The 21,847-nt window shown below is 68.1% G+C and carries 20 protein-coding genes; 10 read left to right on the top strand and 10 right to left on the bottom strand.

Annotated features, from left to right (window positions below):
- Nucleotides 1-203: 203 nt before the first annotated feature.
- From VB737_RS09530 to dapB, 3 genes are all read right to left on the bottom strand, one after another.
- A complete protein-coding gene (locus VB737_RS09530) occupies nucleotides 204-485 on the bottom strand; it encodes a CAB/ELIP/HLIP family chlorophyll-binding protein (protein ID WP_500312594.1) in 282 nt (93 codons plus the stop codon).
- Nucleotides 486-550: 65 nt separating this feature from the next.
- Nucleotides 551-1,198: a DUF8619 family protein gene (locus VB737_RS09535; protein WP_323243486.1), complete on the bottom strand. Its 648-nt coding sequence runs from the start codon at nucleotides 1,196-1,198 to the stop codon at nucleotides 551-553.
- A gap of 19 nt (nucleotides 1,199-1,217) precedes the next feature.
- Nucleotides 1,218-2,084, bottom strand: coding sequence for a 4-hydroxy-tetrahydrodipicolinate reductase (dapB, locus tag VB737_RS09540; protein WP_323243487.1), 867 nt, complete (start codon nucleotides 2,082-2,084; stop codon nucleotides 1,218-1,220).
- Nucleotides 2,085-2,221: 137 nt separating this feature from the next.
- Between dapB and VB737_RS09545 the strand changes: the two genes are divergently transcribed.
- Nucleotides 2,222-6,238, top strand: a complete 4,017-nt coding sequence (locus VB737_RS09545; protein WP_500312595.1) for a magnesium chelatase subunit H — start codon at nucleotides 2,222-2,224, stop codon at nucleotides 6,236-6,238.
- A 267-nt stretch (nucleotides 6,239-6,505) separates the two neighbouring features.
- On the opposite strand, the gene pstS is transcribed toward VB737_RS09545, so the two are convergent.
- Nucleotides 6,506-7,513, bottom strand: coding sequence for a phosphate ABC transporter substrate-binding protein PstS (gene pstS / locus VB737_RS09550; RefSeq protein ID WP_500312596.1), 1,008 nt, complete (start codon nucleotides 7,511-7,513; stop codon nucleotides 6,506-6,508).
- A gap of 242 nt (nucleotides 7,514-7,755) precedes the next feature.
- On the opposite strand from pstS, the gene VB737_RS09555 reads away from it, so the two are divergent.
- From VB737_RS09555 to fldA, 6 genes are all read left to right on the top strand, one after another.
- Nucleotides 7,756-8,742 (top strand): CobW family GTP-binding protein, encoded by a 987-nt coding sequence (locus tag VB737_RS09555; RefSeq protein WP_500312597.1) that lies wholly within the window; start codon nucleotides 7,756-7,758, stop codon nucleotides 8,740-8,742.
- The gene (locus tag VB737_RS09560) at nucleotides 8,739-9,488 is read left to right on the top strand and encodes an ATPase (RefSeq protein WP_500312598.1); all 750 of its coding nucleotides are present in this window, start codon (nucleotides 8,739-8,741) and stop codon (nucleotides 9,486-9,488) included. The genes VB737_RS09555 and VB737_RS09560 overlap by 4 nt, the downstream gene beginning before the upstream one ends.
- A gap of 43 nt (nucleotides 9,489-9,531) precedes the next feature.
- Complete coding sequence (locus tag VB737_RS09565) at nucleotides 9,532-10,353, top strand: metallophosphoesterase family protein (RefSeq protein WP_500312599.1); 822 nt, start codon at nucleotides 9,532-9,534, stop codon at nucleotides 10,351-10,353.
- A complete protein-coding gene (locus tag VB737_RS09570) occupies nucleotides 10,353-11,060 on the top strand; it encodes a phosphoesterase (RefSeq protein ID WP_500312600.1) in 708 nt (235 codons plus the stop codon). The genes VB737_RS09565 and VB737_RS09570 overlap by 1 nt, the downstream gene beginning before the upstream one ends.
- Nucleotides 11,057-11,956, top strand: coding sequence for an alpha/beta fold hydrolase (locus tag VB737_RS09575; RefSeq protein ID WP_500312601.1), 900 nt, complete (start codon nucleotides 11,057-11,059; stop codon nucleotides 11,954-11,956). The genes VB737_RS09570 and VB737_RS09575 overlap by 4 nt, the downstream gene beginning before the upstream one ends.
- A gap of 100 nt (nucleotides 11,957-12,056) precedes the next feature.
- Nucleotides 12,057-12,581, top strand: coding sequence for a flavodoxin FldA (fldA, locus tag VB737_RS09580; protein ID WP_500312602.1), 525 nt, complete (start codon nucleotides 12,057-12,059; stop codon nucleotides 12,579-12,581).
- A gap of 16 nt (nucleotides 12,582-12,597) precedes the next feature.
- Here fldA and VB737_RS09585 read toward each other — a convergent pair whose 3' ends face one another.
- On the bottom strand, nucleotides 12,598-12,813 hold the full coding sequence (locus VB737_RS09585) for a hypothetical protein (protein ID WP_254991958.1): 216 nt from the start codon (nucleotides 12,811-12,813) through the stop codon (nucleotides 12,598-12,600).
- A 190-nt stretch (nucleotides 12,814-13,003) separates the two neighbouring features.
- On the opposite strand from VB737_RS09585, the gene VB737_RS09590 reads away from it, so the two are divergent.
- A complete protein-coding gene (locus tag VB737_RS09590; RefSeq protein ID WP_500312603.1) occupies nucleotides 13,004-13,531 on the top strand; it encodes a ferritin in 528 nt (175 codons plus the stop codon).
- A gap of 169 nt (nucleotides 13,532-13,700) precedes the next feature.
- Entirely contained in the window at nucleotides 13,701-15,503 is a 1,803-nt protein-coding gene (gene feoB, locus VB737_RS09595) for a ferrous iron transport protein B (RefSeq protein WP_500312604.1), read from the top strand.
- A 14-nt stretch (nucleotides 15,504-15,517) separates the two neighbouring features.
- Here feoB and VB737_RS09600 read toward each other — a convergent pair whose 3' ends face one another.
- The 5 genes from VB737_RS09600 to VB737_RS09620 form a co-directional block, all read right to left on the bottom strand.
- Complete coding sequence (locus VB737_RS09600) at nucleotides 15,518-15,751, bottom strand: FeoA family protein (RefSeq protein ID WP_323243492.1); 234 nt, start codon at nucleotides 15,749-15,751, stop codon at nucleotides 15,518-15,520.
- Between the two features lie 70 nt (nucleotides 15,752-15,821).
- The gene (locus VB737_RS09605) at nucleotides 15,822-16,124 is read right to left on the bottom strand and encodes a hypothetical protein (RefSeq protein ID WP_500312605.1); all 303 of its coding nucleotides are present in this window, start codon (nucleotides 16,122-16,124) and stop codon (nucleotides 15,822-15,824) included.
- Between the two features lie 179 nt (nucleotides 16,125-16,303).
- The gene (locus VB737_RS09610; protein WP_500312606.1) at nucleotides 16,304-17,425 is read right to left on the bottom strand and encodes a glycosyltransferase family protein; all 1,122 of its coding nucleotides are present in this window, start codon (nucleotides 17,423-17,425) and stop codon (nucleotides 16,304-16,306) included.
- Nucleotides 17,426-17,528: 103 nt separating this feature from the next.
- Nucleotides 17,529-18,641 (bottom strand): UDP-2,3-diacylglucosamine diphosphatase, encoded by a 1,113-nt coding sequence (locus tag VB737_RS09615; RefSeq protein WP_323243495.1) that lies wholly within the window; start codon nucleotides 18,639-18,641, stop codon nucleotides 17,529-17,531.
- Between the two features lie 207 nt (nucleotides 18,642-18,848).
- Complete coding sequence (locus tag VB737_RS09620) at nucleotides 18,849-19,892, bottom strand: substrate-binding domain-containing protein (protein ID WP_500312607.1); 1,044 nt, start codon at nucleotides 19,890-19,892, stop codon at nucleotides 18,849-18,851.
- 92 nt (nucleotides 19,893-19,984) lie between these two features.
- Here VB737_RS09620 and VB737_RS09625 point away from each other — a divergent pair, with 92 nt between their 5' ends.
- On the top strand, nucleotides 19,985-21,697 hold the full coding sequence (locus VB737_RS09625) for a vWA domain-containing protein (protein ID WP_500312608.1): 1,713 nt from the start codon (nucleotides 19,985-19,987) through the stop codon (nucleotides 21,695-21,697).
- Nucleotides 21,698-21,847: the final 150 nt, after the last annotated feature.

Below are 21,847 nucleotides of genomic sequence, written 5' to 3' on the forward strand. Positions count from 1 at the left end.
GTGGGCTGGGAGATGTGTGTAAGGGGCGGGCCTGGGCCAGGGCCAGGGCCGCCAGGGGGGCGGTGGGGCCGGCGCCCCGGATCCGGGCGTGGAGCGAAGCGGGCATGGCCATGAAAAAGCCGCAACAGAAAGTCTGCTGCGGCGGTGGGGGTCGCCGTGAACGGCTGACCGGAGAAGGGCTGACCCCCGAAGGGGGGCCGGGATCAGCCGATGCCGAGCAGGCCGCGGGTGAAGGCCTCGCCGCCCAGGGCGAACTCGGTGGCCAGCAGGGCGATGAAGCCCAGCATGGCCATGCGGCCGTTGAGCTTCTCGGCGCGCTCGTGGAAGCCCCAGCCGCTCTCGGCGCTCACCACTTCCATGCGGGGCTCGGTGGCGAAGGCGTTGAGGCGGCCGCCGTCCTCGGTGGTGACGGTGGCGCCGCGGATGGCGGAGCGATCGAGGGCGGTGGGGGCCGAGGCGGGGGCGGTGGGGGTGGCGGCGGTCATGGGAGAACTCCTTGAGAAGTGTTGCGAGAATTGTAACGCATTGTTTCGAATGCGTCCAGCATCCCTCACCCCAGCCGCCGCAGGCAGAGCTCCTCGAAGGCCGGCCGCAGCAGATACGGGTACTCGCCCACCCACTGCTTCAGCTGGGGCAGCCAGCCATCCGAGAGGGCCCCGATGCGGGAGAAGTCCTTGCGCTCACTCAGCACCAGGCAGCGGATCACCATGCCGCGCCGGATCTGCTCGTGCTTCTTCTCCAGCGGGAAACGGATCTGACCCAGGTAGCCGTCCTCATCCTCCAGCTCCAGGCACAGCCAGGTGCGCCGGTTCTCCACCAGCTCCAGGCGCCCCTGCCGATTGGCCTGCTCCCGGCGGTTCTCCACCACCTCCCGCCGGAACTGGTCGGCCACCACCCCCTCGAAGATGGCGGCCGCCGGGTAGCGCCGCAGCAGCGCGTTGCGCCGTCCCGCCTCCAGGATCGGCCCCCACAGCACATAGAGAAGGAAGACGAAGCCCACCACCAGGAACACCGGGCCGGCCTGGCTGCGGAACAGGAGCACCTGGCTGATCAGCAGGGCGATCACCCCGCCGATCACCGAGATCAGCACCCGCTGCAGCAGCTTGCGCGGATCGCCGCTGCAGGCCGTGAACTGGGGGCCGGTGGCCACCGCCGGGATCAGGCGGAACAGTTCGCCGGGTTTGAGGGGAATCAGCATCGGTTGACGGGGTGGCGGCTCACAGCAGCCTCTCGAGGCCGTAGATCAGGCCGCCCAGGCGGCGCACCTTGCGCACCGTGAGCAGCACGCCGGGCATGTAGGCGCTGCGGTCGATCGTGTCGTGGCGCAGGGTGTAGGTCTCGCCGGGCGAGCCGAACATCACCTCCTGGTGGGCCACCAGCCCCGGCAGCCGCACCGAGTGGAGCCGCAGGCCGCTCTCCCGCAGGCCACCGCGGCAGCCGGCCAGGCTCTCGTGCTCCTCCACCTGCAGGGGGTTGAAGCTCTTGCCGAGCTCCTCCATCAGCTCCGCGGTCTTGAGGCAGGTGCCGCTGGGGGCATCGGCCTTGCGGTTGTGGTGCAGCTCGGTGAGCTCGGCGTAGTCGTAGAAGCGGGCCGCCGCCGCCGCCGCCTGCTGCAGCAGCACCATGCCCACGCAGAAGTTGGGAATCACCGCCCCGCCCATCGAGGCCTTCTCGGCGAACGCGGCCAGATCGGCCAGCTGGTCGGGGCGCAGGCCGGTGGTGCCGATCACCGGGTGGACGCCGTAGGCGAAGGCGCCGCGGCAGTGCTCATAGACGACGCTGGGGTGGGTGAAGTCCACCAGCACCGCGCCGCCGCCGGGGCCGGACTGCCGCACCGCCTGGCTCGCCTGGCAGAGGCTGCCCTCGAAGTCGGCGCTGATCGCCACCTCCAGGTCCCCCAGCCCGAGGGCCAGTCCGACGTCCTCGCCTTCGCGGCCCGGGGTGGTGTCGATCGCCCCCACCAGGGTGCAGTCGGGGGCCGCCACCACGGCCTTGATCACCTCGGCGCCCATCCGGCCCAGGGCCCCGGCCACCACCACCGGGATCGGTGCCGGCTCTGCTGGGGACGGGGAGGTCGCGGTCATGGGCGGTGGGCATTCCAGGCGAGCCTATGTGGCCCGGCCCACCGGCAGGGCCCCAGCCTGTAACGCTGCGCTGCAACCGATCGCGTCCCCGACGGGACCTCCGTAGGCTGCTTCACATTGCTCAACGCATCCGCCGCATGTTCACGCAGGTCCGTTCCGCCAGCCGCCGGGTCAGCCCTGCCCCCACCGATGGCGCCAACGACCGGGTGGTGATGAAGGCCGTCTACGTGGTGCTCGAACCCCAGTACCAGAACGCCCTCACCACCGCCGCCACCGGCCTCAACGACCAGAACGGTCCCCTGGCGGTGGAGCTGAGCGGCTACCTGATCGAGGAGCTGCGCGATCCGGCCAACTACGCCGACTTCTGCGCCGACGTGGCGGCCGCCGACGTCTTCATCGCCTCGCTGATCTTCATCGAGGACCTGGCCCAGAAGGTGGTGGAGGCGGTGGCCCCCCACCGCGACCGGCTCAAGGCGGTGGTGGTGTTCCCGTCGATGCCGGAGGTGATGCGCCTCAACAAGCTGGGCACCTTCTCGATGGCCCAGCTGGGCCAGAGCAAGAGCGCCATCGCCCAGTTCATGCGCAAGCGCAAGGAAGCCAACGGGGCCGGCTTCCAGGACGCCATGCTCAAGCTGCTGAACACCCTGCCGACGGTGCTCAAGTACCTGCCGGTGGAGAAGGCGCAGGATGCCCGTTCCTTCATGCTCAGCTTCCAGTACTGGCTGGGGGGAACGCCGGACAACCTGCGCAACTTCCTGCTGATGCTGGCCGACCGCTACGTCTTCGGGAAGGCGGAGCTGGGCCGGCCCCAGCTGACGGTGGCCGACCCGGTGGTCTTCCCGGACCTGGGCATCTGGCACCCGATGGCGCCGGGCATGTTCGAGGACCTCAAGGAGTACCTCAACTGGAGCGCCAGCCGCAGTGATCTGAGCGAGAAGGCCCGCCGGGGTCCGGTGATCGGCCTGGTGCTGCAGCGCAGCCACATCGTCACTGGCGATGAGGCCCACTACGTGGCCGTGATCCAGGAACTCGAATACCGCGGCGCGACGGTGATCCCCGTGTTCTGCGGCGGCCTCGACTTCTCCCGGCCCGTCTCCTCCTTCTTCTACGACCCCCTCAACCCGGACCAGCCCCTGGTGGACGGGGTGGTGAGCCTCACCGGCTTCGCCCTGGTGGGCGGCCCGGCCCGCCAGGACCATCCCAAGGCCGTCGAGACCCTCAAGCGGCTCAACCGGCCCTACATGGTGGCCCTGCCCCTGGTCTTCCAGACCACCCAGGAGTGGGAGGAGAGCGATCTGGGGCTGCACCCGGTGCAGGTGGCCCTGCAGATCGCCATTCCCGAGCTCGACGGCGCCATCGAACCGATCGTGCTCTCGGGGCGCGACGACGCCACCGGCAAGGCCCACACCCTCCAGGACCGGGTGGATGCGATCGCCGAGCGGGCCATCCGCTGGGCCTCGCTGCGGATCAAGCCCCGCGCCGAGAAGAAGCTGGCGATCACCGTATTCAGCTTCCCCCCCGACAAGGGCAACGTGGGCACCGCCGCCTACCTGGACGTCTTCGGCTCGATCTTCCGCGTGCTGGAGGAGATGAAGGCCAAGGGCTACACGGTGGAGGCCATGCCCCGCACGCCCAAGGAACTGATGGAGGCGGTGCTCAGCGATCCGGAGGCCCTGCAGGGGGCCCCCGAACTGGCGATCGCCCACCGCATGAGCGTCGAGGAGTACGAACGGCTCACCCCCTACTCCGAACGCCTGGAAGAAAACTGGGGCAAGCCCCCCGGCTCCCTCAACTCCGACGGCACCAACCTGCTCATCTATGGCCGCCACTTCGGCAACGTGTTCGTGGGGGTGCAGCCCACCTTTGGCTACGAGGGCGATCCGATGCGCCTGCTCTACTCGCGCAGCGCCAGCCCCCACCACGGCTTCGCCGCCTACTACACCTACCTGGAGAAGGTCTGGGGCGCCGATGCGGTGCTGCACTTCGGCACCCACGGCTCCCTGGAGTTCATGCCCGGCAAGCAGATGGGCATGAGCGAGACCTGCTACCCCGATTCGCTGATCGGGGCCCTGCCCAACCTCTACTACTACGCCGCCAACAACCCGAGCGAAGCCACCATCGCCAAGCGGCGGGGCTACGCCTCCACCATCAGCTACCTCACCCCGCCGGCGGAGAACGCCGGCCTCTACAAGGGCCTCAAGGAGCTGGGCGAACTGGTGGGCTCCTACCAGCAGCTGCGCGAGAGCTCCCGAGGGGTGCAGATCGTCAACGCGATCATCGAAACCGCCCGCCAGTGCAACCTCGACAAAGACGTTGAGCTGCCCGAGGGGGATGCCGATGCGGCAGCCCTCGACCTCGACGGCCGGGATGGCGTGGTGGGAGCCGTGTACCGCCAGTTGATGGAGATCGAGAGCCGGCTGCTCCCCTGCGGCCTGCACACCATCGGTAAGCCGCCCACCGCCGAGGAGGCGGTCGCCACCCTGGTGAGCATCGCCGCCCTGGAGCGGGAGGAGGAGGGTCTGCGTTCCCTGCCCGGCCTGCTGGCGGAAAGCCGCGGCCGCACCATCGCCGAGGTGTACCGCGGTAACGATGAAGGCGTGCTGGCGGATGTGGAACTCAACCGGGTGATCACCGAGGCCTGCCGTTCGGCGGTGGGCGCCATGGTCCGGGAGGTCACCGGCGCCGATGGCCGCGTCACCTTGCGGCGCAACTTCGGCTGGTTCTTCGAGCTGCTGGAGCGATTCGGCTACCGCTTGCCCTCCCCCTGGCTGAGCGCCTGCCGCCAGGCCGGGTTCCCGGATGTGGATGTCGCCGAGCTGGATCGCCAGTTCGCCTACCTGCGCTTCTGCCTGGAGCAGATCTGCGCCGACATGGAGATGGAGAGCCTGCTGCGGGCCCTCGACGGCGAGTATGTGCTGCCGGGTCCCGGCGGTGATCCGATCCGCAATCCCGGCGTGCTGCCCAGCGGCAAGAACATCCACGCCCTCGATCCCCAGGCCATCCCCACCCGGGCGGCCATCGCCGCCGCCAAGGTGGTGGTCGACCGGCTGATCGAGCGCCAGAAGGCCGAGCAGGGCACCTGGCCGGAAACGATCGCCTGCGTGCTCTGGGGCACCGACAACATCAAGACCTACGGCGAATCCCTCGCCCAGATCCTCTGGTTCATCGGCGTGCGTCCCATGGCCGATTCCCTCGGCCGGGTGAACAAGCTGGAACTGATCTCGCTCGAGGAGCTGGGCCGGCCCCGCATCGACGTGGTGGTGAACTGCTCGGGCGTGTTCCGCGACCTGTTCATCAACCAGATGGCCCTGATCGACCAGGGCGTGAAGATGGCGGCCGAGGCCGACGAGCCCCTGGAGCTGAACTTCGTGCGCAAGCACAGCCAGGAGCAGGCCGCCGCCCAGGGCATCTCCCTGCGTGACGCCGCCACCCGGGTGTTCTCCAATGCCAGCGGCAGCTACTCCTCCAACGTCAACCTGGCGGTGGAGAACAGCACCTGGGAGGAGGAAGGCGAGCTGCAGGAGATGTACCTCTCCCGCAAGACGTTCGCCTTCAACGCCGACAACCCCGGCGAGATGAACCAGAATCGGGAAGTGTTCGAATCGGCGATGAAGACCGCCGATGTCACGTTCCAGAACCTGGATTCGGCGGAGATTTCGCTCACCGATGTGAGCCACTACTTCGACTCCGACCCCACCAAATTGATCGCCGGCCTGCGCGACGACGGCAAGGCTCCCACCAGCTACATCGCCGACACCACCACGGCCAATGCCCAGGTGCGTTCCCTGAGCGAGACCATCCGCCTCGATTCGCGCACCAAGCTTCTCAACCCCAAGTGGTACGAGGGCATGCTCGATTCCGGTTACGAGGGGGTGCGGGAGGTGGCCAAGCGTCTCAACTTCACCCTCGGCTGGAGCGCCACCAGTGGTGCGGTCGACAACTTTGTCTATGAGGAGGCCAACGAGACCTTCATCAACGACCCCGAGATGCGCAAGCGGCTGATGGACCTCAACCCCCACAGCTTCCGCCGCATCGTCGGCACCCTGCTGGAGGTGAACGGCCGCGGTTACTGGGAAACCTCCGACGAGAACATCGCCCAGCTCCAGGAGATCTACCAGGAGATCGAAGACCGGATCGAGGGCGTCAGCGAGTAATCACCGCTCCTCACCGTCGCCGGCCGGTTCGCCATCGGCGAGCATGAGGTCCCAGTGCCGACGGCTCGCCCGGCCCGAAAAGCTCAGGCTCGGTCGGGTTCCCTGCGGCGCCTTGGGGCGGATGGCCCGGATGGCTCCTACCACCTTCGTTTGATCGTCGCAGCTCTGGGTAGCAGAGGTTGCTGGTCCCAAAAGAAATGGGGGGCCGAAGCCCCCCCGATCACCCGTGTTCACCCCAAGCGGGGCGCGGGTGCATGGAAACCGGGATCAACGGCCGATCTTGGCCACCGCGGCGCGGGCCCGGGCCAGGACGGCACCGGTGAGGGGCACGTAATCCAGGGACTTGGCAATGTTCTGGCCCTTGGGCGAGAGGCCCCAGTTCAGGAACTGCTTGATGGTGTCGGTCTTGGCACCATTGCCGCGCTGGTAGGCCAGGATCCAGGTGAAGGAGGCGATCGGGAAGGCGTTGGCGCCGGCCGGGTTGCAGTCCTCACCGCCCATGCGGGCATCCAACTTGATGCCGTTCAGAGCCGCCGCTCCGGTGACGTCATTGGCCAGCACGAAGCGGCCAGCCTTGTTCTGGAGGGCTGCAGGGGTGATCCGGCCCTTCACAAAGGCCTGGTTGAGATAACCGATCGAACCGGGGGTGTTCTGGATCAGGCCAGCCACACCCTCATTGCCCTTGCCGCCGACGCCCACGGGCCACTTGACGGCCTTGGAGGATCCCACCTTCGACTTCCACTCGGGCGAGAAGCAGGAGAGGGAGTTGGTGAACACGGCGGTGGTGCCGGAACCGTCGGAACGGTGGGCCACCGTGATCGGGCCCTTGCCGCACTTCAGTTGCTCCCAGGTCTTGATCTTGCCGAGGAAGATGTCAGCAAGCTGACGCTGGGTGAGCTTGAGGTTCTTGCAGCCGGGATTGTTGTAGGCCGGGGTGACGGTGCCGCCCATCATCGGGATCTGCAGGGCACCGCGCTTGGCGGTGACGCCTTTGGTGAATTCACCCTTGGAGACACTCAGCTCTTCATCGCTGGCGCCGAAATCGACGCTGCCGGCGTGGAACTGACGCACACCGGCGCCGGAACCGACCGACTGGTAGTTCACCTGCCGCTTGGTTTCCCTGGCGAATTCCACCGCCCAGCGCTGATAGGCAGGAGCCGGAAAGCTGGCCCCGGCTCCGTTGATCGAATTGCTCTGGGCGATCACCGGAACCGCCAGGCCAGCCGTGACAGCGCCGGCAGCGGAGAGGATCAGGGCCTTCTTCGCGAAGGTCATCAGAATGGCCAATTTGGGGGCAAGTTATGAATAGCAACCCGCTTTGCCCGTTGGTGTTATGAAGAGGTTAACGGGCGTTCAAGGAATGAATCACCCAATGGGCGGCTCGGCTCCCGGCGCCCCGGACCCGGGCCGTTCGGGTCGGGACGGCTCGGCTGGAGCGGCAGCGGGACGACGAAGGTCCAGAAGGAGCACCGTTATCAGTCCTGCCTGCGGCTGAGCGGCTGTCCGTCCCGACCCCCATGGTCCAGATCCCCGTCACCGTGCTCACCGGCTTCCTCGGCGCCGGCAAGACCACCCGGCTCAACCGCATCCTCTCCAGCCAGCAGGGGGCGCGCACCGCCGTGCTGGTGAACGAGTTCGGTGAGATCGGCATCGACAACGAGCTGGTGGTGGCCACCAGTGACGCCATGGTGGAGCTCAGCAACGGCTGCATCTGCTGCTCGATCAACGGCGAGCTCAAGGAGGCGGTGCTCCGGGTGCTGGCGCGTCCCGATCCGATCGACTACATCGTCGTGGAGACCACCGGCCTGGCCGATCCCCTTCCCGTGGCCATGACCTTCGTGGCCGGGGACTTCCGCGACCGGCTGCGGCTTGATTCGATCATCACCCTGATCGACGCGGAACACTTCGAGGTCACCGCCCGCACCAGTCCGATCGCCCGGGCCCAGGTGGTCTACGGCGACATCCTGGTGCTCAACAAGTGCGATCTGGTGGCCGAGGAGCGGCTGGCGGCTGTGGAGGCCAGCCTGCGGGCGATCAAGGCTGACGCCCGTCTGCTGCGCGCTGACCACGCCGGGGTGCCGCTGGCCATGCTGCTCAGCGTCGGCCTGTTCGAAACCGATCGTCTGGTGAGCCTGCAGGCCGAGGAGGACGCCCGCGAGCAGGCCCACCACGACCATCAGCACGACCACCACCACGTCCATACCCCCGAGCTGGAAGGCTTTCGATCGGTGTCCCTGGCGGTGGAGGCCCCGTTCGATCTGCGCCGGTTCCAGCACTTCCTCGACAACCAGCTCCCCGCCTCCGTCTTTCGGGCTAAGGGGGTGCTCTGGTTCCGGGAGAGCGAGCGCCGCCACCTGTTCCACCTCTGCGGCAAGCGCTTCACCATCGATGATTCCGAATGGCCCGACGGCGGCCCGCGCCACACGCGGGTGGTGGCGATCGGCAGGGACCTGGACACCTCCAGCCTGCGGGCCCAGCTGGAAGCCTGCGTGGTGGCGCCATGAGCGGGGTGGTGCTGGTCTCCGGACCGCCGGGCTGCGGCAAGACCAGCTGGATCCTGAGCCGCCTGCAGGAGCACCGGGGACCCCGCGCCTATCGGCGCCTGGACGGCGTCGATCCCGAGGGGCACCCCCTGGCCCTGGATGGGGGCCTCGATCAGGCCTTTCTCCACGACCAGATCCCTGGTCTGCATGAGCTGGCTGGAGGATCCCAGGACCCTGCAGCCGATGGGGAGGGCCTGCTGGCCTTCATCGAACTGCCCCTGTTCCAGCCTGAGATCCCCCAGAGGCTCGCCTTCGGCCTGCGGCCGGATCGCCACCTCCATTTCGGCCGCGACAGCGAGCTGCCGCGCCAGGACACCCTGGAGTTCGGGGCCCTGGCCTCCTGGAGCCTGGATCTGGCACAGGAGGTCTGGGACCCGGCCAGCCTCAACAGCTTCTGGTTCGAGCTGGTCAACGGGGCCTACGGCGACGTCTACCGGGCCAAGGCCCTGGTGAACCCGCCCGATGGCCGGGGCTTCCTCTTCAACTGGATGGTGAGCTGCAGCGGCACCCAGTTCCTGCCGCTGCAGAGCGTTGCGTCCTCTTACGGCCGGCCCATGCGCCTCTCCAGGCTGGTGGTGCAGGGCAAGGACCTGGACACGGCCGGCCTCCAGAGCACGATCGTCGACTGCCTGCTCAGTGATGCGGTGCTGGAGCTGCAGCAGGCCCCCCGGCGCCCCCAGGGCGAGCCGCTCCCCGCCACCGGCTGACGGACCGCCGCCTGCCATCCGATCCTGCCCTCCCTGTTCCCCCATGGCCCACGCCGTTCTCTCCTGCCTGCACGCCAACCTGGCCGCCGTCGAGGCCGTGCTGGAGGACATCGACCGGCTCGGCATCGCCACGATCACCTGCCTGGGAGATCTGGTGGGCTACGGGCCCCAGCCCAATGAGGTGGTCGAGCTGGTGCGCGCCCGCGGCATCCCCACCTGCCAGGGCTGCTGGGACGAGGACATCATCGAGGGGCTCAATGCCTGCGAGTGCAGCTACCCCTCCCAGCTGGCAGAGCGGCGGGGGCAGCTGGCCCACCACTGGACCGCCGCCCAGCTGAGCCCGGACAACAAGGCGTTCCTCGCCAGCCTGCCGATGTCCCTGCGCCGCGACCAGCTGGTGTTCGTGCATGGCAGCCCCAACAGCCAGCACGAGTACCTGCTGCCGGACATGGAGGCCTTCGCCGCCCTGGAGCGGGTCGTGTCGGCCGGAGCCGACACGCTCTTCTGCGGTCACACCCATCGTCCCTACGTGCGCGAGTTCCGTGAGGGCACGATCGAGCTGCGGCTGCGCCAGCCCGCTCGCGAGCTCGCGTCGGAGGCCGAGCGCAGGGTGGATCTTCCCGTTCGCCGCATCGTCAACGCCGGGTCGGTGGGCGAGCCGCGGCACGGGGGCACCGAGGCCACCTACGTGATCCACGACGAGGACCGCGACACCGTGGAGATCCGCCAGGTTCCCTACGACGTCGAAAGCACTTGCCGGGCGATCCTGGCGGCGGGCCTGCCGCCTCCGTTCGCCTGGCGCCTCCGCCACGGGTTCGAGTACGCCGAGCGGGCCGACGACGCCAGCCACGTGTGTGAGCGCTGATGGCACGGTGGGCACTCTTGAGCGGCCTGGGCGGCGACCTCGACGTTTATGAGGCGGTGCTGGCCGACCTGCGGCGCCGGCGGGTGGAGACCCTTTTCCTGCTGGGGGATCTGATCGGCCCGGAGCGGGATTGTGGAGCCCTGCTGGAGCGCCTGCAGCATCCGCGCCGGGGGGAGCTCAGGCCGCACTGCGTCTATGGCTGGTGGGAGGAGCAGCTGCTGGCGGAACGGGGGTTCCGCGGCGAGCGTCGGGCCGAGGCCCTGCGGCGGCTGTCCGGGGAGGAGGCGGTGCAGGCCCTGCTCCGGGCGGTGGATCCCGCCCACATGGACTGGCTGGCGGCCCTGCGGTTCGGCTTCGTTGAACTCGACTGCGCCCTGCTGCACGGCAGCTCCGCCGACGTGGGGGACAGCCTCGGCAGCACCACGGATCCCCTGTGCCTGCTCGATCGCCTCACCCGCATGGACGTGAACCGGCTGTTCACGGCCCGCAGCGGCGAACAGTTCAGCGTTGCGCTCTGCGGTGGGGGCATCACCGCACGGGTGCGGGATCTGGAGGGGGAGCGGGAGCGGCGCCAGACTGTGCCCAGTCGCCAGGTGATCGGCGTGGGCCGCGGGCTGCAGTACACCCTCTACGACCCGGGCACCGACCACCTCGACTTCCGCACGGCACCCGGCCCGGCCCGCACGCGCCGCAGGGGGTTCGCGTGACGGCGGTGTTCGGCGGCGTGGTGGAAACGCTGGAGGTCCAGCTGGGCGGCCGACGGCTGCAGATCGTGACCGAGCGCCGCGGGCCCCAGGGGGCTCCCGTCTGGCTGCTGCTGCCGGCCCTGAGCACCGTGTCGAGCCGCAGCGAGTGGCAGCCGCTGGTCACGGCCGTGCACGACCGGGTCCAGCTGGTGAGCTTCGACTGGCCGGGCTTCGGTGACAGTGACCGTCCGGCGCTCGCCTACGACGCCGCCCTGCTGCGCTCCTGTCTTGATGCGGTCCTCACCGACCTGGACGCCCGCCCGCATGGCCCCCTCACCGTGGTGGCCGCCGGCCACAGCGCCCCCCTGGCCCTGGCCCTGGCGAGCGCCTGGTCCGAGCGCTGGAGCCGGTTCGTGGCGGTGGCGCCCACCTGGCGGGGGCCCCTGCCCACGATGACCGGCTGGTCGCCGGGGCGTTTCGGCTGGCTGCGGCGGCTGGTGGCCCTGCCGCTGATCGGCCCGATCCTCTACAGGCTCAATACCAGCCGGTCCATGCTCCGGCTGATGCTGCGGCGACACGTCTGGCTGGATCCAGGTCTGCTGACGCCGGATCGCCTGCGGCAGCAGCAGCGGCTGGCCCGGCGACCCGGCTCCCGCTTCGCCAGTGCCGCCTTCGTCAGCGGCGGGCTCGATGCGGCTCGCGAGAGCGGCTGGTGGCTTGAGCAGGCCCGTTCTCTGCAGTGTCCGTTGCAGGTGGTGCTGCCGACGGCGGCCCCACCCCGCTCCACCCGGGAGATGGAGCGACTGGCCCAGACCGCCGATGGGGTGATGCGCCTCCCCGGCCGGCTCGGCCTGCACCAGGAGTTCGGCGCCCTGCTGGGGCGGCGGTTGCTGGAGGCCGACGTCTCCGCCCGCTGAGTGGGAACACAGGGGTAACACGCGTCACCTGCAATCGTGCCCTTGCCTGGCTTGGCTGCGGATGGAATCGATAGAACGAAGGAGCCTGATGACGGCTTCCATGATCACCATCTTCTTCGCTACATCCACGGGAAAGACAGAGGACATCGCCCAGCGTCTGGCGAGTCTTCTGGGTTGTCCCACTCAACTGTCCGATGTCGACAGTCTCAGTTCTGCGCAGGACTTCTGCCGTGCCGATGCCATGGTCTGCTGTGTACCCACGTGGAACACGGGTGCGGACTCCTGCCGCTCTGGAACAGCCTGGGATTCCTATGTGGAGACGATTCCAGAACTGAATCTCGCGGGCAGGCCCGTGGCGATTCTCGGTCTGGGCGATTCCTCCAGCTACAGCGATTATTTCTGCGATGCCATGGAGGAGCTCCACAGCGCCTTCCAGAAGACCGGCGCCCGGATGGTGGGATCGGTACCGGTCGATGGCTACACGTTCAATGCGTCAAAAAGTGTCATCAATGGACGCTTCTGCGGCCTGCCGATCGATGAGGACTCCGAACCCGACCTCACCGACGAGCGGCTGCATGCCTGGGCCGAACAGCTGAAACGGGAGATGGTGGCCTTGCTGACCTGAGCGGCCCCAGCCTCGCTCAGGCGTCGGTTCTTTCAATGCGCACCCAGAGGCTGCGGCGGGCATCCAGGGTTTCCAGCAGCTCCAGGTGCTCGGCCGTGATGGCCCTGGCCTCCTCCATGCGGCCATCCAGGGACAGCTGGGACAGGCGCTCCATGCACCAGTCCCGTTGGTGGGTGAGAGCGAGGACGCGTCGCAGCTGGGCTTCATCCTCGGAAGGGGGAACACGGGTCATGACGGGCCGGACTATTGGAGCCATCAATCTGTCGATCCCTCGCCGTTCGATGTTGGCGAAGCACACAACAGATGGTGCCTTTGCTGACCCTGGATGGCGACGGTGACCAATGTCACATCAGATTGTGTGAATGATGCGGCGCTGTCGCCTCGCCCTGGCTAGGGATAAGGAGGATATCCCTGCCATGCCTGTGAAAGAGCTCACATTCGCCATCAATCAACACCTCGCTGCAGAGTTTCAGGCCGGCCACACCTACCTGGCCATGTCGATCTGGCTGCGGGAGAAGGATCTGGCCGGATTCTCCACCTACATGCTCGAAAAGAGCCAGGAGGAGCGCAATCATGCGGCCCGCATGATTGCCTACCTGGTCGACAGCGATGAGCAGGTGGAGCTGCCCACGATCGAGGCTCCGGAACGCAGCTGGCCGTCGGTGCAGGGGCTGTTTGATCAGGTCTACGACATGGAGAAGGGGGTCACCGCCTCCATCAACCGTCTCTATGCCATGGCGGAGGATGTGGGCGAACGCAGCGCCACGGCCATGCTCGATTGGTTCGTGGCCGAGCAGCTCCAGGAGGAGGCGGAGGCCCGCTTCGTGCGCAAGCGTCTGCGCCTGGCGGGCGACAACAGTGCCGCCCTGCTGCTGCTGGATCAGCAGTTCCTCGAGGGAACGGCCCTGGCCCATGTCAAGGGCGGTCTCAGCGGCGCCACTGGCGCCTGAGCCATGATGGCTCCATCTCACTATTGCGTTATCCCGATCCGGCTGAACCTGCCTGCGTTTCGCACCCATGCCAGCTCCTGAGCGTGCCACCGCTGCCCTTGTCGGGTCCTGCCATGGCTGCGGGAGAGGCGGAGGACGGGGTTCCGGATGGCAGGTCGCCCTTCTGGGCATGCCCAACACCGGCAAGTCGACCCTCTACAACCGGCTCACGGGCGGCCACGCGCAGATTGCCAACTGGCCCGGCCTCACGGTGGAGCTGCTGCGGGGGCCGATGCCGACCGACCACCATGGCACCACCTACGAGCTGGTGGATCTCCCCGGGATCCACGACCTGAGCGGCAGCAGTGAGGACGAGGCCGTGGTGCAGCGCTTCCTGCGCCACACGCCGCCCGATCTGGTGCTGGTGGTGCTCAATGCCAGCCAGATCGCCAGCCAGCTGCGGCTGCTGCTGCAGATCCGGCAGCTGGGCCTGCCGGTCGTGGCGGCGCTGAACATGAGCGATGAGGCCCGTCGCTTCGGCCTTCGGATCGATCACCCGGGGTTGGCTGAGGATCTCGGCATCCCCGTGATTCCGGTGAGCGCCCGGCACAACCAGGGCATCGCCGCGCTCCTCGAGCAGCTGCATCGCTGGGGCGAGAACGGGAGTGCCAGGCCGGCCAGCCAGGGACCGGTGGCCAGCCCGGGGGATCCCCTGTGCGATCCCCAGCCCCTGGACGATCGCCTGCAGGAGCTGGTGGCCCGCCACGTGACGCTGCCGGAGCGGATGCTGAATCGCCGCACCCGTCTGGTGGATCGGGTTCTGCTCCATCCCCTGGTCGGCGTGGTGCTGTTCCTGGGGATCGTGCTGGCGCTGTTCCAGGTGCTGTATGCGATCACCGCTCCGCTGCAGGACCTGCTGGGGACGGGGCTCGACTGGATCCAGGCCAGCGGGCTGGAGCCGGCGCTGCAGGGGCTGGGCTCGCCGGACTGGTTGCGGCGCTTCCTGCTGGACGGCCTCTGGCTGGGGGTGAGCACGGTGGCCACCTTCCTGCCCCTGATCTTCGTGTTCTACGTCCTGATGGCCATCATCGAGGACTCGGGCTATCTGCCGCGTGCCGCCTTTCTGATGGATGGCTTCATGCGCTGGCTGGGACTGGATGGCCGTGCCTTCGTGCTGCAGGTCATGGGCTTCGGCTGCAACGTGCCCTCGATCATGGGAACCCGGGTGATCCGGGATCGGGGCATGCGCCTGCTGGCGATGCTGTGCATTCCCTTTGCACTCTGCCAAGCCAGGTTGACGGTGTTTCTGTTCATGGCCGGCGTGTTCTTTCCCAGGCCCTGGTGGGCGCCGGGACTGGTGCTGTTCGGCTTCTACGGAATGAGTTTCCTGGCCGCCGTGATCACGGGCCTGGTGTTCCAGCGGGCCTACCCGAGTGAGGAGGCCTTCGTGCTGGAGCTGCCCCCCTACCGGGCCCCCAGCCTGGCCACCATCCTGCGCCGTGGCTGGACCTCGATGCTGAACTTTCTGGTCACCACCCGCGTCTTCATCATCGTGGGTGCCGCCGCCATCTGGCTGCTCACCAACCTTCCCCCGGGTGCGGCGGAGGGATCGGGCCGCACCCTGGCCGGAGGTATCGGAGCGCTGTTCCAGCCGTTGCTGGGGCCGATCGGCATGAACCCGGAGCTCACCGTGTCCCTGTTCTTCGGCTTCATCGCCAAGGAGATCCTGCTGGGAGCCATGGCGGTGATCTACAGAACCACCGAAACCGACCTGGGCGGCGCGATTCAGGGGGCCATCACACCGTTGCAGTCGCTGAGTTTCATGACATTCGTGCTGCTCTACACCCCCTGCCTGGGCACGGTGGCGGCCCAGATCCAGGAAGCCAGGAGCCGCAGCTTCGCCCTGTTGTCCCTGGGCTGGTCCCTGGTGCTGGCCTGGCTGCTGGCCTTCATCGTCTATCAGGGGGGAGGGTTGATCCTGTCCCTGCGCTGATCACCCTGCGCCGATCAATCCGAAGCGATCGTGTGCACATCCATTTCGGCGGCATGTTCGTGGCGGAGCATGAACTCCAGAAGCCCACTGGCCAGATGCAGGATGCCCCCGGGCTTGCCGCGCCGCAGCACTTCCACTTCCGCACCGGGTCGCACCCCCATGGACAGCAGCCGACGCTGCAGGCCGGGATGGCTTGGCAGGGAGCCGATCAAAACCCTGGCACCCGCAGGAACCTGACTGAGGGGCATGACAGCATTCTCTCTTGGACAATCAGTTTAGAACCCTCCACGGCAACTTCTGTGCCGGTGGCTGGTTCGTTCATCGGGACGCCGTGGACGGCTGAAGCGCCCGCAGCAGTGACGTGGCAAGATCACGCTCCACCTGCATTTTCAGTCGCTCCACATCCTGCAGCTGGCTGTAGAGCCGATGCAATTCCCGTTCCTGGTCCTGCAGATGCCGGGCCAGACCGATCTGAGCCTGGGTCAGCTGGGGATGATCGAGCAGAATCGATGGCATCGAATCGCCGCGTCTGATCCGGTTGAGCACCTCGTGGGTCTCTGAAGTTGTCTCGCTCCGGCAGCCCATGAAGTCCCAGATTGCAGGCGGGTAGGACATCGTCATTGTTCGACGTGGTAACGCTTGAGGCTCCCTAGGCTAAACAGAGACTTCTTTCCTTCGGGTTGAATTTGAAACAGGCTCATGTTGCAGGTATCACCAGTCGGTGATGCCACGGCCTCGGCCAGTGCCAGCTGTGCCTTCACCCTGACCCCCCACTCGGTGCCCAGTGGCTGGGGCCCGGATCAGGTTCGCGCATCAACGGCTTCGGAGAGCTGTTGCAGCGTCGGATGATGCTGGTGGGAGGTTGAATGAATCGTTCCATCCCTGATGTCGGCGACGACGCGGGCCAGTTCGCCGGGGTTCCCCCGATAGACATGGGGCTGGTCTCGTTTGAAATTCGCAAGGGCCGTGTCTGCGTTGTAGTCCCGCTTGAGTCTGTTCAGCTCGCTGACCAGCTGTTGCTTGTCGTTGTTGTAAACGATGAAGTTCTCCGGCAATTGGCCGCTGTGGCCAGGCTCCGGTGTTTCAAAGAAGTGGGCGTGACACCAGTTGGCATAGGGCGTCAGAATCACACCACCACAGGCCTGGACCTCACAGATCGGCAGTCCGAATGATTCACAGTGGGCAATGAAATAGAGGCTGCAGCTCCTGTAGATCTTCCGGATCTCTGCCATGGAATAGCTGCCGTGGAGCACCTTGAAAGGGATGCCAGCCTCGAGGCAGGCCTGAATCTGTATGGCCCTTTCGGGCAGGTGATTGGGGCGTTCAAAATCAATGAGGGCACAGATCTCCCTGGGTTCAATGGCAAGGGAGGCATCGATCAGGTTGATTCCGATGCGTGAAAAGCGCTCGGCACCGGGCAATATGGGATACTCGGAGACTTCGGTGATGCAGAGATGGTGGTCATAGCGATTAAGTCCCCAGTGGTTGCCGTTGGGAACACCCCTGCTTGCCATACAAGCATGGACCCACTTCACCCAGTCGGCGCGACTGCCCAGATAAACCAGGTCATAAAGGATGATGGGCAGGTGAGGAACATCACGCCGTAGTCTGTGGTCATCCATAAGGTGATCAAAATAGGCGCGGGGCATGTGGCCCACGATCACGGCGAAGTCCACCGTCCTGAGCTGGCCAAGCAGCTTCCGATAGTTCAGCCATGAGACGCATTCTTGTGCTGCTCGAAACAGCTTTCCCTTCCAGTTCGCCCCTGCTCCCGCCCCTGCCAGTGGCTTGCGGGGGAGCGCTGTCAGACCGTCATACAGAAGGATGGTGTCGACATCGATGTCCTTGAACATGCGCTCCAGGCCTTCCGCCAGGGGCCGGTAGAAGCTGTTGGCGCGATTGGCCAGGATGGCGACTCTCACGGGTATCTCTCCTTCGCTGCCGCCGGGTGGATTCAGAGGCCTCGATGCTTCATTCAAGCGTCCAGCACGATCCTGCGCATCGGCCGGATTGGGGGTGAGCGCATCAACCCGTCGCCTCCAGGTGTGCCACTCCGAGCCCGCAGCCCGGACACGGTCGCATCGCATAGGTGTTGAACGGGAAGCGGGGCGGCTGGAAGGGCTCGATGCCCCGGCGCCGGTCGAAGCGCACCATGCCGACCCTGCCGCTGTGGGCCACCACCAGCGCCGTGCGCCCGAGCCGGCGCTGGCTGCGGGCCCAGCTGCCGGTGTTGTAGTAGGTGATGTGACAGGGGCCCCGGTCGTCGCCGCAGGTGGCCGGCAGGGCCAGGGGGGTGGCTTCGGGGATGTGGGTGTGGCCGTTGATCAGCCCGTCGAGGGGCTCGGGGCCCTGCCGTTCCCTCTGCAGGTGTCGGACGATTCCGCGCTTGATCAGCCGGTCGTGGCCAGTGCGGCTCTTGAGGGCACTCTCGAGCACGAAGGCCAGGGAGAAGCCCCCGGAGGAGTTGAGGCCCCGGCTCACCGGGATGGGCCATTCCCGGTGGCTGGCCAGCAGATCCACCGCGCCCTGCAGGATCGCCTCGGCGTTCCAGCCCGCTGGCAGCGCTCCGCCGGCCGGCCGGTTGAAGGGGGTCAGCAGGCCGTTGATGCCAGCGCTGTAGTGCTCCTGCAGGCGGGCCAGCCCTTCAGCGGCGTCGGCGTGGAAGCGGATCAGCCGGTCGTACTCGTCGCCGTGGCGCACCAGCAACCGCTGGCCGGCCGGGGTGCGGTACACGGCCTGGCGCCGGATGGTGAATCCGGGCCGCTCCAGGCCGGCGTGACGCCGCAGGTAGGCATCGTGGTTGCCGGGGATGTAGACGATCGCCACCCCTGCCCGGTGCAGGGCCTCGAACCGCTCAAGCACCCGGCGATGGGAGGCCCGCAGCAGCCGCGCCTCCTGGAGTGCCTCGCTGGCCGGAGGATCACCGCTGCCACCGGCCAGCAGGGCGTCGATCCGATCGGTGAGAAAGGTGGCATCGACATTGGCGTTGAAGCGGATCGCCTGCAGATCGATGATGTCGCCGACCAGATAGAGGGTTCGGGGGCGGATGCACTCCAGGAAGGCCGCCAGATGGCCGGCCTCGCATTGATTGGAGCCCAGATGCAGATCGGAGATGAACAGGGCGTCGCAGCTGAGCACACGCGTCGAGGAAGGGTTGGCAGGGAGCTTTGGGCTGCCATGGTGACACGATTCCGGCGCTGAATACGCCCGGGAAAGGGTCAGCCAACAGCGCCGATGTTTCGCTTTTACCTTCCACATTCTTGCGGCAGTTGGGCGTGCCGTTGTCCGTGGCCTGGCGCACGGCTGCCCGTGCCCAGGGACACCACGGCTGACGTCATCGCCCCCTCAGCCGGCCTGTTGCCAGAGGCGCAGCAGCTCTTCCCGCTGCTCCGGCGAGGGCGGCGGCAGGCGCTTCACGCCCCGCGCCGCCGGGCTGCCGCCATCGCCATCGGTTCCGCGGAAGCCCAGGCGGGTGAGCACCCCCTGGCCCTCAGGGGACAGCAGGTACGCCACGAAGCGCTCCCCGTCCTCCGCCCGGCCGGCCGCCTCCCCACGCAGCACGGCGGCCGCCAGCACCGTCTCGATGGTGGGATCGGGGAACAGCAGCACGTAGCCCCCGGGTCGCTGGCGGCCGGCTTCCCCCTGACGTGCCAGGGCCGACGCCTCGTACACCAGCGCCAGGTCGCCTTCGTTGGGGCCGCCGCTGATGAACTCCTGCAGCAGGATGTCCGTGGAGCGTGCCGGCCTGTAGACGGCGCGGCGCAGGGCGGCCGCACAGTCGCCAGTGCCGCCACCAGCGCCACGGCCGCCAGCCCGCCGGTCGCCGCACCAGAGCGCCAGGGCCAGCTGGCCGGAGTTGGAGCGCATCGGATCGCTGCTGCGCAGGTCGAAACTGCCCCAGCTCACCGGGCCGCCCAGCTCCCCCCACTGGCCCTGCGCCGCTGCCCGCCGCAGCAGTGGCCAGGAGAAGCGGCCATCCGGGAACAGCCGCCGCACCCGCTCCGGCCAGGCCACGGCCACCAGCAGGGTGCGGGCGATGGGAACGGGCCCCTGCCGGAAGGCCGGTGCCCCGCCCTGCGCCCGCAGCTCGGCAGCCAGCTGGCCGAGCAGATCCCGGTTGGCGGGGATCAGCACCCGTGGCCGCTCGGGGCCCTCCTCCCGGGCGCGGTTGACCATGTCCTGGGAGCCCTGCACCCTCCAGGCCAGGTCGATGTCTCTGTGGCGGCGCTCGAACAGGGGCTCGAGTTCGTCCATGGCGCCGGCCAGCTCCGAACCCACCGCCACCACCAGGGAGCGCCGCAGTCCCGGAAGGGGAGCCGTCGCCAGCGCCAGGGAGGCCCCGGCGATCAGGAGGGAGAGCAGGCGCCGGCGGGTGAGGGTCGCTGCCAAGGGGAGCGGTCCGGGTTCGCTGCAGTCTGATCGCCGCCGCCCGGATCCAGGATCCTTGCCAGCAGAATGGGACGGTCGTTCAGCGCCGCTCCATGGCACGGGCCCAGCGGTCGGCCGGCCTCCGCACCGCGCTCCTTGCCCTGCCGCTCCTCGGCCTGCCGCTGGGAGGCTGCCAGCTCCTGGCCCCGCCGCCGCTGGAGCTGGAGATGCTGGTGGGCAGTGCCCTCAAGGGCTTCTGCCAGGAGGCGGCCAAGGCCATCGCCCAGGCGCCGCCCCGGCTCGCCGACCGTACCCCGGTGCTGCTGCGCTGCCGGGCCGCCGGCAGCGGCGATGTGGTCAGTGAGATGGAAAGCCACGCCCGGGGCGTGCTCCAGGGGGGGCAGGCGGCTGACGACCCCCGCATTCCCACGCTGGTGTCGGTGGATGGCGAGATCTATCTCGACCTGCTGCGGCACCGCCTGCAGCGCCTGGCCCCCACCCGGGAGCTGATCCCCGCGCCGGCCGACGCGCCGGCCCTGGCCTCCAGCCCGATGGTGTTCATGACCCCGCCGGCGCTGGCCAAGGGCCTCGACCGTCCCGATCCCTTCAGCGCCCTGGCCCGCAGCAGCGACCACCGCCAGCTGGATCCGGCCGGCCCGTCCCAGCCGATCCGCTTCGTCCACACCGCCCCGACCCGCTCCAACTCGGGCCTCCAGACCCTGGTGGCGATGGTGGCCGAGGTGGCCGGCAAGCGCCCCGAAGCGCTCACCCTCGCCGATGTGCAGGCCCACGGCGCCAAGGTGGCGGCGATCCAGCGCCATGTCACCCGCTACGGCAGCTCCACCGACGAGCTGGCCCGCGCGATGCAGCGCAACGGGCCCTTCTGGGCCTCGGTGGGTTCGGTCTACGAGTCGTCGGTGGTGGCGGTGAACGCCTCCCGCCAGGGTGACCAGGAGCCCCTCAAGGCGGTGTACCCCAGGGCCACCTACGCCAGCACGATGCGGGCAATCCTGCCGGAGGCCCCCTGGGTGTCGCCGCAGGAGAAGCAGGCGGCCCTGCTGCTGATCGAGCGCCTCCAGCGCGAGGACCTGCAGCGCCTGGAGGCCGACCAGGGGCTGCGGCCGGCCAACCCGGCGGTGCCCCCCAGCCGCGTCACGGCGGCCTACGGCGCCGACCCCCGGGCCGTTTACGACTCGCTGCGGGCCCCGAAACCGGAGGTGGTGGAAGCCATCATCACCCTCTGGCGCAACCAGGCCAAGAAGCCCTCCCGGGTGGCCCTGGTGGTGGACAGCTCCGGTTCGATGAAGGGGGAGAAGCTGCCGGCGGCCCAGCGCTCCCTGCAGGCCTACCTGGCCCAGATCGGCCCGCGGGACACCGTCGGCCTGTTCGACTTCGACAACCGGCTGCGGCCCCCGGTGGTGGTGACCGGTGGCGGCCAGGGAGGCGGTTCTGGAGGTGAGCCGGCGGGCCGGTTCATCGCCTCCCTGGAGGCGGAGGGCGGCACCGTGCTCTACGACGCCATCCGCCAGGGTCGTGACTGGCTGCGATCGACCCGGCGCCCCGGCGAGATCCTGGCGGTGGTGGTGCTCACCGACGGCCAGGACAACGGCTCGCGGCTTTCCCTTGAGGGGCTGGGTGGTGAGCTGAAGCGCAGCGGCTTCGCCAGCGACGAGCGCATTGGGGTGTTCACGATGGGCTACGGCAACGCAGGCGATTTCGACGCCGACGTGCTGCGCCGCATCGCCGAGAGCAACGGCGGCGACTTCACCACTGGCACCGCCGACAGCATCCGGCGCCGCATGGAAGATCTGCAGATGGCGTTCTGATGGCGGCGGCGTCCGGCTGGTCCAATCCCCTCGACCATCCTTTGGCGGTCGCCGCCGGCGGTGTGGGCCTGGTGCTGCTGGTGCGGGCCGCCGGGGTGGCCCTTCCGGTGGCCCTTGCGGCGGCGGTCGGGCTGAGCCTCGCCTGCGCGG

It is taken from the genome of Synechococcus sp. BA-120 BA3 (genome assembly GCF_034931285.1).
In the GTDB taxonomy this organism is placed as follows: Bacteria; Cyanobacteriota; Cyanobacteriia; order PCC-6307; family Cyanobiaceae; genus Cyanobium.